This window comes from Frankia sp. AgKG'84/4, assembly GCF_023242965.2.
In the GTDB taxonomy this organism is placed as follows: domain Bacteria; phylum Actinomycetota; class Actinomycetes; order Frankiales; family Frankiaceae; genus Frankia.
On sequence record NZ_JALKFU020000123.1, the window covers coordinates 1 to 11,273 of the forward strand.

General features: G+C 71.2%; 7 protein-coding genes and 1 pseudogene. 6 read left to right on the forward strand and 2 right to left on the reverse strand.

The annotated features are described in order from the left end of the window. Nucleotides 1-554, forward strand: a 554-nt coding sequence (locus tag MXD58_RS10605) for a sulfite exporter TauE/SafE family protein (protein WP_250609268.1), incomplete at its 5' end; no start/stop codon positions are given. A gap of 82 nt (nucleotides 555-636) precedes the next feature. Beyond that, nucleotides 637-903, forward strand: coding sequence for a metal-sensitive transcriptional regulator (locus MXD58_RS10610; protein ID WP_248841417.1), 267 nt, complete (start codon nucleotides 637-639; stop codon nucleotides 901-903). A gap of 294 nt (nucleotides 904-1,197) precedes the next feature. On the opposite strand, the gene MXD58_RS10615 is transcribed toward MXD58_RS10610, so the two are convergent. After that, nucleotides 1,198-1,464, reverse strand: a complete 267-nt coding sequence (locus tag MXD58_RS10615; RefSeq protein ID WP_248841416.1) for a metal-sensitive transcriptional regulator — start codon at nucleotides 1,462-1,464, stop codon at nucleotides 1,198-1,200. A 288-nt stretch (nucleotides 1,465-1,752) separates the two neighbouring features. Beyond that, a complete protein-coding gene (locus MXD58_RS10620; protein WP_248841415.1) occupies nucleotides 1,753-2,385 on the reverse strand; it encodes a hypothetical protein in 633 nt (210 codons plus the stop codon). Between the two features lie 518 nt (nucleotides 2,386-2,903). Here MXD58_RS10620 and MXD58_RS10625 point away from each other — a divergent pair. The 4 genes and pseudogenes from MXD58_RS10625 to MXD58_RS10640 form a co-directional block, all read left to right on the forward strand. After that, nucleotides 2,904-3,596 carry a hypothetical protein gene (locus MXD58_RS10625; protein WP_248841414.1) on the forward strand — a complete coding sequence of 231 codons (693 nt, stop codon included), beginning with the start codon at nucleotides 2,904-2,906 and terminating at the stop codon, nucleotides 3,594-3,596. Between the two features lie 118 nt (nucleotides 3,597-3,714). Beyond that, nucleotides 3,715-7,719 (forward strand): DUF6603 domain-containing protein, encoded by a 4,005-nt coding sequence (locus MXD58_RS10630; protein ID WP_250609269.1) that lies wholly within the window; start codon nucleotides 3,715-3,717, stop codon nucleotides 7,717-7,719. Next, a complete protein-coding gene (locus tag MXD58_RS10635) occupies nucleotides 7,716-10,109 on the forward strand; it encodes a hypothetical protein (RefSeq protein WP_250609270.1) in 2,394 nt (797 codons plus the stop codon). Before MXD58_RS10630 ends, MXD58_RS10635 begins: the two co-directional genes overlap by 4 nt. Next, a pseudogene (locus MXD58_RS10640) lies at nucleotides 10,106-11,273 on the forward strand (hypothetical protein); the annotation flags it as partial. The gene MXD58_RS10635 and the pseudogene MXD58_RS10640, both read left to right, overlap by 4 nt.

An 11,273-nucleotide genomic window follows, 5' to 3' on the forward strand; every position in this document is an offset into this window, starting at 1 on the left:
CCGCCGGCCTGCCCGCCGCGGCCGCGGCCGGCGCCCTGTCCACCCGGCTGCCCGCGACCCTGCTGACCATCGCGTTCGCCATCCTCGCCGGGCTTGCCGCGTGGCGCATGCTCGCGCCGGACCGAACCACGGTGACCGCGGCCGCCGGGTCCGGCGTCCAGGCTCCGGGTCGCGACCGCCCAGCCGGCACCGGTCCGGGACGGGTGGCGGTGACCGGCGCGGGCCTCGGCGCGCTGACCGGCCTGCTCGGCGTCGGCGGCGGCTTCCTCGCCGTCCCCGCCCTGGTCTCAGCGCTCGGCTTCCCGATGGCCGATGCCGTCGGCACCAGCCTGCTCGTCATCAGCGCGAACTCGCTCGCCGCCCTGGCGCCGCGCCTCGGCTCGACGGGCTCGCTGAACTGGGCGGTCGTAGTGCCCTTCACCGCGGCCGCCATCGCCTGTGCCTGGTATGGCAAACGCCTCGCCGACAAATTGAGCGGCCGAACGCTGCAGACCGCCTTCGCCGTCGCCCTAGCCGCGGTCGCCGCGCTCATGCTCCTGACCGCACTGCTCTGATCCCTGGTGCGCCGGGCCGGGCAGGCATCTGATACCCCGTGGGGTATTATGGAACGGCACGAACATTCTGGTGGAGGTCCCCATGCGAGTCGACGACGACACGGTTGATGCCGTACTCAACCGGCTACGACGCGCACAAGGTCAGCTCGCCGGCGTCATCGCCATGATCGAGGCAGGGCGTGACTGCAAGGACGTCGTCACCCAGCTCGCCGCCGTCTCCCGTGCGCTCGACCGCGCCGGGTTCAAAATCGTCGCCAGCGGGATGCGGCAGTGTCTGGCCGCCGCCGACGGCGAGGCCGCGCCCATGAGTGAAGCCGAGCTCGAAAAGCTCTTTCTGGCCTTGGCCTGACTTTCTCGTACTGCCAGAGCTCCCGGGGACACGGTCCGTGGCGGGGGCGATGCCGGTTGGGCGTGTGGTGTAGGGAATCGAGCCCGCGCAGGGTCGTCAGCAGCGGAGCCAGAGATGCAAAACCTCACCTCGCAGTGCCGCAGCGAGCGTGGGCCTGAGCCAGCTCGTCGGCTGACTCACCCCCGCACGCAGGCCGAGATCGTGGTCATCCGGACGGCGACGTGACGGTCGCCGTCTGCGGACCGGCCGATTCCCGCGTCGACTCCGGGCGCCGCCGGCCGGCTTCGGACCTGGTCAGGCGAGCGCGAGGAACAGCTTTTCGAGCTCGGCTTCACTCATGGGCGCGGCCTCGCCGTCGGCGGCGGCCAGACACTGCCGCATCCCGCTGGCGACGATTTTGAACCCGGCGCGGTCGAGCGCACGGGAGACGGCGGCGAGCTGGGTGACGACGTCCTTGCAGTCACGCCCTGCCTCGATCATGGCGATGACGCCGGCGAGCTGACCTTGTGCGCGTCGTAGCCGGTTGAGTACGGCGCTGACTGCCTCGTCGTCGACCTGCATGGGGACCTCCGCACGGGTTGTTCCGAACAGTTCCAGCGTACGGGGTGGGGTATGTAGTCCCCGTCGACCGCCGAGGGCGTGGTCGTGGCCTCCGTAGCCGACGGTACGAGAAGGGCAGGCCGGACACGCCTGACGGCAAGGACGTTCTCGACGTTGCAACCGAGGCCGGGACCTACGTGAGGCGATCCCAGGAGTCTGGCCGCAGATCCCGCCCAGCGGGCGATCTGCGGCTCTTGTCGCTTCCGGACCTGTCGCCGGCAACCTTGCCCTCACGGCCGGAGCCGCCCCTTATCGGAAGAACCGAATCGGGGGCCCGCCGGGGTGTTGGAGGAGTGCGCGGAGAACTGCATGAAGTTCATGGTCCCGGCCGGTGGCCGGGAGCTGGAAGTCGGCGATGCGCGCGGTGGGTAGCCAGCCGTGCTGGGGCGGGACGAGGTCGGCGAGCGCGTCACGGAACGCGCGTTGTTGGTGACGTCCGCCGGGGCCGGGGAACAGCGGCGGGCATGGCCTGGCGAATCCACCGCCCGGTTCCCGGCCGGTGAGCTCCTGTGACCGTCGCAGCCAGAGGTGTGTGTTGTAGCCGAGGGCGGCATGGGTGGGGTAGAGAGGGAAGGTCGCGGCGCGGGCGCCGGTGAAGTGCTGGCGTTCGTCGATTTCGATGGCCTGCCGGCTTCCGTCGGGGTAGCGGGCGATGATGTCGAGGCGTCGACGTTCGCGGGGCGGTGCGGCCTCGGGTAGCTCCCGGCCGGTAAGCGCACGGAAGATGGCGGCCAGGGATGCCCAGGCAGCGGCGCACTCCGCGCGGCTGGGGCGTAACAGCCACGGCGGGCACGCCTCGACATCGATCTCGGCGTCGAGGACCTTCTCCAGCGCGGTCGTGACCCGGGCCTGCGGCCGAAGCGCGCGCGCACTGCTACTCATGCGGTGACAGTCGGGATCATGCTCCCTTTGTAGCGCCGGCAGCCTGATCGCGCCCAGTCGCCCTGCCACCTCGCTACGGTCCGCCTGCCCCTGTACGCACTGTTCCATCTGCCGGCCGGCGAAGCGTCCGGCCACTGACTCCGGTCCCGGCCGACGTGCGCTGTCCGGCCGGGGTCGGCGTTCGCTGGATTCGCAGATCACGGGCTCGGGGCGAATTTCTGCGCCCTGGCCACCGCGGCGCGGGCGCCGATGACCGGTACGACGGGCCGGAAGGCTTCGGGATAACTTTGCGTGACTTTCCGCAAATTGCCTTCCTTCGGGGTGAGAACTCCCTAATCTGTTGTTAGACGGGTTTCCGTCGATCGTGCTGGGCGTGGGGTGGGCGCCCGCATCGAACTTTCTGTGTACGACGGGACCTGTCGCCGTCTCGCTGGTGCCTGGGAGCAGGTGCCAGCCGGCGCCGGAGGCGCGTGTCCCGCGTTTCAGCATGGCCGACCGTAGTTTTACGGGGAGACCTCGTGGTGGCGGAAGAATTCAATCTGATGTTGGCGGAGCGGCCGGAAAATGTGCTGGTCGCTCCTGGTAGACCTGCGATCCCTCATGGTGAAGTCCAGATCTCCGGTCGTACGGCGAATCTCATGTACCACCACATCGTTCCGTTCGCCACGCTCAAGAATTTCTGGAACACCCTTGTCGGGAGTGGCGGCCTGAAAGGATGCAGTTTCCTTCCGCTGCTCTGGGAGAAGATATCGAAGCGGCAGTATTCCGACATGCTGCATGCTGTCGGTGGGCGGCTCTATGACAATGACCTCCGGGATGTCGCGGACCTGGCCATACGGCTGTATGAAGGTACGGTCATCCATGGTGAATCCGCTTTGCGACCCACCGGATGGGACAATTTAACGGGCGTATACGCGTGGCTTCCGGGGAACCTCTTCGTGGGTCCACAGAATCGCTTGGACGACCCAAAAGACTCGTTTGACCAGGCGGCCGTCCGTGTCCTGCAGGGCGCCAGGGAAAAGCGTTGCAAGGATCTTTCGGATGCCAACGGCAAACTTCTGGCATACCTGGGGAGCGCGCCCGGGAACAGGCCGACCGTACCCGCAACGGCGGCGCTGTACAAGGTGGCCGGATACCTGAGAACCGAACCCTACGACGGTTCCTACTGGACGTGGAACAAGGACAAGGACAAGCCGTGGCTACGGAGCTGAGGATGACCGGTCGGCAGTGCAGCGCGTCCAGACCTGAAAGTTCTTGATCTGTGGGAGGGGTCCAGTGGATCTCGACGCCCTGAAAGCGCATCTCCTGAGTCTGGATGATCCACCTACCTTGCGGGCCGCGGACACCGCGCTGCCCGACCAGTTGCGCGCGATGCTCGTGACCTTCCCGGACGGCGTCTGTCAGGGCGCGGCGGGCAGTGGGCCGCCCGAGGTGGACGCCGGCCACACGACGCTGTCGCTCCCGCTGACCTGGGCGTCCTCTGCCTGGCCGGTCGACGGCGCGGCCGTGGCCATGTCGGTGACCGGCCTGACGATGACAGTGACGAACCAGGGCCTGGTCACGCTCACCCTCGCCGGCGCGTTCGACAAGGTGAAGGTCGCGTCGACGGTCACCGTGGACGAACTCGGGCGGCTGACCACCGCCGTTCGGCCGACGCGCCCCGGTGCCTTCGCCGCTGAGCTGGAAAAGCTCGGCAGACGCCTCGGCGGTGACGCCGTCTGGCAGGAAGCGGCGGCAGGGCTGCGGGCGTTCGACTTCGATCCCGCCGATATTGCCGGCTTCGACTATCGGCTCGTCCGGAAAACGGCTGTCGAACCGGCCGCCTACGCGGTCGACGCGGTGGCGATCGTCGCTTCGCTCACCATCAGGAAGCTGCCGCTCGCTATCGGCGTGTGGCTTCCACAGGTGGCCCTGACCGGTGAGCTCACGGATGGGAGACCAGTCCCTGTCCGGTCCCTGCTGGAGTCGTTTGGAATACCGTCTGGCGAGGTGCCCGGATCCTGCGCCGTCAGTGAGCTGTCCTTCGCCGCTGTCCTCGGGGACGAGTACCTCCTTCAGATGAAGGCCGCGGGTGACTGGCCGCTCGTGGGCGCCCTCGCGATCAGATCGCTGTCGGTGGACCTGTACTACGCGAAAGCCGTGGGGTTCACGGCGCGGGTCGGGGGCACGGTGGCGATCGGCTCCACGCTGAATGTCGACATCTCGGCCGCGAGGGTTGTTGGCGCGCAGGGCGGCTGGGCCTTTAATGGCAGCCTCACAGCGGGGGAGACCCTCGGCATGGCGGAGGTGATCGACGCGCTGGGGCTGACCAACGTGCCCGCGCCGGTCAGGTCCCTCGAACTCACCGCCCTGACGCTTTCGTACACTACCGGCTCGTCCGCCCTCGACTTCGTCTGCGAGGGAGACCTGGCCATCACGGACGGCGTCAAGGCCACGCTCCGCGTGACGGTGACGCGCGACGGCTCGGCCACGCGCTACGGCGGAACGCTGTCCGTCAACGGCTACGCCTTCGAGGTCGATTTCGCTGAGGAGAAATCCGGCGAAGACGTCCTCGTCGCCACCTATCACGGTGCCGAGGACGGCACCGTGATCGTGCTGCGGGACTGGGTCGCGCATTTCTCCGCGGACCTCGCGGCCGACGTTCCCGACAGCCTGCGGATCGCGTTGAAGGACGCCAAGTTCGTGCGGGTGAAACCCGCCGGCGGCCCGGCCCGGTTCTGCGTCGGGGTGGACCTCTCGGCGGGTTTCGACCTTTCCCAACTTCCGCTCGTCGGCGGGTTCCTGTCGACGTTCGGGACGGTGAGCGTCAGCGACCTGCAGGTCCTCTACAGCTCCGGAGCCTTCGACGCCCGGACCGTCGCCTCGGTGAACCGGCTGCTGGGACCGACCAAGGTGGTGGCCCTTCCGCACGCCGGGCTGGCGGCGGGGGTCGGTGCGCTGGCCGAACTGCGGATCGGGACGCAGAGCACGTCAGTCGCGCTCGGCGTGCCATCCGCGGGCGCCGGCAGCGGCGGCGAACTTCCCGCGAACGCCGGCGGCGGCGGCCCCGCGAAATCCGACCCCGCAAGCACCCCGAGCTCGTCCAGCACGTCCGATCCGGCCGCCGTACCGGACACGTCGGGGACGGGTGCCTCCAGCGTCCACTGGGTGTCGGTGCAGAAGCAGCTCGGCATCGTCCACCTCGACCGTGTCGGGGTGCAGTACCTGCACAACGTGCTGCTGTTCGCGCTGGACGCCTCCGTCGCCCTCGGCCCGCTCGCCCTCTCGCTCGACGGTCTGGCGGTCGGCTCCCGGCTGGACAGCTTCGCCCCGACGTTCCGCCTCGACGGCCTCGGCATCGGCTACAGCGCCGCTCCTGTGGAGATCTCCGGCGCGCTGCTGCACCTGCCCGACGACCAGCTTCCCGACACGGTGGAGTTCCAGTACGACGGCACGGCCACGGTCGGCCTGCAGAGCTTCTCCCTGGCGGGACTCGGTTCCTACGCGCAGCTCAAGGACGGGGCACCGTCGCTGTTCGTGTTCGCCCAGCTCGAGGCGCCGCTGGGCGGCCCGCCACCGGTCCTGGTCACCGGCCTGATGGCCGGGTTCGGTTTCAACCGGGAGCTGACGCTGCCGAACCCGAGGGAGATCGCCGGCTTCCCGCTGCTGAGCCTGCACAAGCAGGGCCCCGGCACCGGGCACAAGCCATCCCACGTGCTCGACGTCCTGGAAGGGCGTGAGCCGGCGGTGGTCGGCAGCCAGCCGCGGCGGTGGATCGCACCCCGTGAAGGCTCGTATTGGCTGGCCCTCGGGGTGGAGTTCAGCGTCGCCGAGGTGGTGAACGCCAAGGTACTGCTCGCCGCGGAGATCGGCGCGGAGCTGGCGCTGGCGGTGCTGGGCCTCGCGACGATCCAGCTGCCGCTGCCCACCGAGTCCGCCACCACCACCTACGTCTACGCGGAGCTGGGTGTGGAGGCCGTGATCCGGCCGATCCAGGGCAGTGCCGAGATCGCCGCGCAGCTCTCCCCGGCCTCGTACGTGCTGACGCCCGCCTGCCATCTCACCGGCGGCTTCGCCGCCGCGACCTGGTTCGGGTCCAACGCCCATGCCGGGCAGTTCGTCGTCACCCTCGGCGGCTACCACCCCGCGTTCAGCCGGCCCTCCTACTATCCCGACGCCCCGCGGCTGGGGATCGACTGGGCGGTCAGCGGCAATGTGTCGATCAAGGCCCAGGCGTATCTGGCGGTCACGCCGTCGTGCGCGATGGCGGGCGCGCGGCTTGAGGTCCTCTTCCATGAGGGCCCGATCCGGGCCTGGTTCACGGCGCAGGCGGACATGCTGCTGTCCTGGCGGCCGTTTTCCTTCGCCGCGCGCATCTCGGTGAGCATCGGCGCGTCCGGCAGTGTGCATCTTGGCTTCCTGCACGTCACGATCAGCGGTTCGGTCGGCGCCACCCTCTACCTGTGGGGGCCGCCTACCGGCGGTTCGGTCACCGCGCACTTCCCCCTCATCGACGTGACCGTCAGCTTCGGCGGTTCCCGCGGGGGAGCCGGGGGCGGGGCGCTGAGCTGGGACGTGTTCGCGAGCATGCTCCCGAAGCCGGCGGACGTCGTCACCATCGCGCCGATCGCCGGCGTCGACGCCGCCGTGGACGACCCCGCCACGGGCGGCAAGGCGTGGCAGGCGCGGGCCCGGGACCTGCGCCTGTTCACCCAGTCGGCGGTGCCGGCCAGTCACCTGCGGACCGGCGACGCGCCGCTGGCCGCGGCCGAGCCCGGCGAGGGACCCCTGGTCGACGTGCGTCCCATGGACCGCGCCGGCCTGGTCGGGGAGCACCGGCTGAGACTCTTCTACGAGGACAGGCCCGCCTCGACGGACGGCTGGACGTTCACCGCCCGTACCCGGGGCGTGCCCGCGTCGCTGTGGGGTGCCCCGCCGAGCCCGTTCAGCCACACGCCGGCGGAACCCAGCGCCGAGGTGCTGGCGGACCGGCCGGTCGGCTTCGACGTCCAGGCGCCCCGGGCCGAGCTGGCCGCCTCGCGCGGGGTCTTCCCGCTCAGCGAGTACAACGAGGACGAGCTGCCGCCCGGCCTGTCGCCGCTGCCCCTGGCGCCAGCCGCCAACGGCGATTTCGCCGCCGTGCCCGACCCGTCCAGCGTGGACCTGCTCGGGCGCCTCGACCGTGGCGACGCGAGGCGTGGGCGCGACGCGATGTACGCCGCCCTCACCGACACCAAGCTGCTCACCGACCTCGACGACAGCGCCCTCGCGAGCCTCGCCGCGGGCGCGACCCACCTCTACAGCGAGCCACCCATGGTCCAGAGCGGCGCCCAGGCCGGGGGGAGCCGCGGATGAGCCCGAGCCCGCCACACCCCGCCCGCGACACGATCCCCGTGGGGGACGTCGAACTGCACGACCACTACCTGCCCGCCCTGCCCGCCGGCGACTACCGGATCGAGGTCACCCACACGCTGCGCGACGGCGCGCAGGTCATCGGCGGGCCGTTCACCGCCGTCCAGAAGTTCACCGTCCGTGGCCCGCAGGTGCGCCTCGACGCGGGCGTGGTGCTCGCCCGGCAGCCCGCCGACGCCTCGAGCGGCAGGTTCGCGGAGGTCCTGCCGCACGTGGTGCTCGGCGACCCGATGCTGGCCTGGGAACGACCACTGGTCGGGGCCTCGCGTGACACCCCATGGCTTGCGCTGCTGGTGCTCACCGACGCCCAGCTCGTCGGCGGCACCACCGCCCCGAACCGCACCATCTCCGCCACCGTGGCGGAGTTCCTCGCCGAGAACCCCGCCGTGCTCAAGCCCGCGCTGACCCTGGAGTCCGACGTCGGCTCCGGCGATCCCTGCGTCTATGTCCAGGTCGCCGCGCCCGAGTTCCAGGCCGTGGCGCCCCGGCTCGACGAGCTGCGTTTCCTCGCCCACTGCCGCGGCGCCAACACGGGCGACCGGCCCATCCTGGGCCTTCAGGAGGACGGCCTGTTCTCCGTCGTCGTCGCCAACCGCTTCCCGGCCGCCGCCCCGCCCGGCTCCGACCCCGGGACGGGCACGAAGAACATCGTGCATCTCGTCTCCCTGGAAGGCCACGAGCGGATCCTCGTGGACGTGCCGGACTTCCGGGGCCGATCCTCGGTGGCGCTGCTGTCCCTGGCCAGCTGGACGTTCCAGGCCCAGCCCGACCGCGAGGCGGACTTCGCCGACCTCGCCGAGGGACTCACCCGCACGCCGTCCGGCGCCCAGGCCGGACGTGAGCAGATGTGGCTGCGGCTGCCCGACCCGCCGCAGGACAGCGGCTCCGGCACCGACACCGCCGCCCGGCGGCAGGTCACCCGACGGCTCGGCGACGGCTACCTGCCGCTGCCCTACCTGACCCGTTCGGGCGAGGCCACCTACGGCTGGTACCGGGGCCCGCTCACCCCCGTACTGCCCGCCGCCACCGACGAGGCGGCGCGTGCCACCTGCGCCGACGCGCTCCTCGCCTACGATCCGGCCTGGGGCAGCTTCGACCTGTCGCTGGCCGCCGCGTTCGAGACCGGCCGGGCCCTCGCCCTCGCGGACGCTCCCTTCGCCCAGCGGTTGCTCGCGTTCAAGCAGGCCACCCGCCACCAGGTGGACACCCTTCACCACCAGGCCACCAGCGCCCACCTGCGACGGGACGGCAGCGGCGGCACCCGGCCGGGGACGGCGCGTGCCGCGTTCGGCGCGCTGCTCGACGGCCACCTGCTCACCGCCCTCGGCGCGGCACCGGACCGGACCCGCACCGTGTGGTCCCCGCCAGCACCCGCCGCACCGTCCGCCGACCCGGCCGGCGGGCTCAGGGCCGTGCTGCGATCCGACGCCACCCGGGCCGCCCTCGCCACCGCGATGGCCGCCGACGACGGCCTCGGGGAACACCTCGACCGGATCGCGGACTGGCTCGGGAAGCTCCTGCTGCTCCATCCCGTGCCGTTCACCCACCTGGTGCCCGACGAGCGGATGCTGCCGCGGGAGTCGCTACGCTTCTTCCACCTCGACCCCGGCTGGCTGGACGCCGCGGTCTCCGGTGCGCTCAGCATCGGCGCGCAGTCCAGCCGGGACACGCTCCAGGACCAGGTCGTCGCCGCCACCATCCGGGCCGCTGCGGCGAAGAAGGCCGCCGGGTACCGCGCGACACAGCGCGGCACCGCGGCCGAGGACTCCCCGGCGCGGGACCAGGGCAGCGCGGCTGGATCCGCCCCCTCCCGCGGCGACGCCGTGTTCGGGCCGGTCTCCGGCCTCCTGCTGCGTTCGGCGCTCGTCTCCGGCTGGCCGAACCTGGCCGTGCGCGCCAGCGACGCGGCGGGCGGGCCGCTACCCGTCCTGCGGATGGATCACCTTTCGCCGACCGTGCTGCTGTGCCTGTTCGACGGCCTGCCCGCAGCCGTCGAACTCAGGGAGCCCCAGGAGGGCTTCCGGTTCGGTGTCGAGGACCATGGCCTGATCCCGCTGCGCAACCTGCTGGCCCCGCCGAACGCCGCCGCGGGCAGCCGCCAGCTCGGCGAGCAGATCGGCCCCGACGTCACGTTCCCCGTCCTGGACCACCTCAGGGCCGGTGCCGGTGGCCGGATCCTGGACGTCGGTTCGCTCGTCCCCGCGCTGACGACGGCCCTGGACACCGCGCACGGCACCGCCGTTGGCCCCATCGGCCCCGCCGACCTGGCCCTGCAGATGGTCAGGGTCCCCGAGGCGATCCGCTTCACCGGCCCGAACGGAGACCGAGGTTGACCGCCCGTCCCGCGCTCGTCGTCCCGGTGGACCTCGACGTCCTCGTGGTCACCCCGGCACTGCGGGGCCGCGACGCCTTCCGCACCTGGCAGCACACCTATCTGGCGCTGGACGACTACCTGAGCCCGGAGCCGGACGGCGCGGACCGCCAGAACAACGACCCGGTGCACAGCCACACCGGCGTCCACCTGCACTGGACCCTGCCCCGAGGGCTACGCCATGGCGTGCAGGATCCGGCGACCGGTGAGATCAGCTACCCGCTGGTGCCCAACCGCTGGCTGGTGGTCCGCTTCAGCGGTACCGGCACCCGCCGCGCCAGAGCGTGGGTAATCGAAAGCGACTGCCCGTGCAGCCCGCGGGCGCAGAACGACGGACACGACATCGCGCACTCCAGTCCCTACCTGGTCGACGCCGCCACCCTGCGCGCGTGGCAGGCCAGCCCGGACCCGTACCGCAACACCATGGATTCCGATGTCGGTCAGGTCCAGCTCGGGCTCGCCTTCGGCCACACCGACACCGGGTGGACGGAACGCGCCGGGGGGGACCCCCTGTTCGTCACCGCCATGGCCACCGGGGACCCGTACTTCACCACCTACACCCCGCACAACATCAACGTCTTCTCCTTCCTGGACGACCTCGCCGACGTCACGTCCGCCACCGCGCTGGGCTACCGGGTCATCGGTTGGTACTCCGATCCGGACGCCGACGTCCTGGCCAGCCGCCCGCCCGGCACCTCCTACGCCGACCAGCTCGCGCACCTCGGCTGGCGGGACCCCCGCCTGACCGGCGAGGACGGTCACGACGCCGCCGTCAGCCCGATCAGCCGCAGCCTCTACGCCGGCACGGCGCTCGCCGTCGAGTGGGATCCCGCCGCGAGCGCGGCGCCCGTCCCGGATCCGCTGGACACGATCCAGGACAACGGCGCCCTGAGCGTCGCCCTGGGCAACACCACCGAGGACGCCTTCACCGCCCTCGCCGGCCAGGCGCTGCACGCGGGTGGCGCCCCGCCGTCGGCCCCCGACATGGCGCTGCTGCGCGCGTTCCTGCACGACCTGCTCGCCGTCGCCGAGGAGAAGGGCGGCGACGAGCGGGTCCGTAGACAGGTCCACGACGCCTCGTTCGCCGCGTGGCCCGGCGGCCACCGGTGGACGGTCACACCGCCCC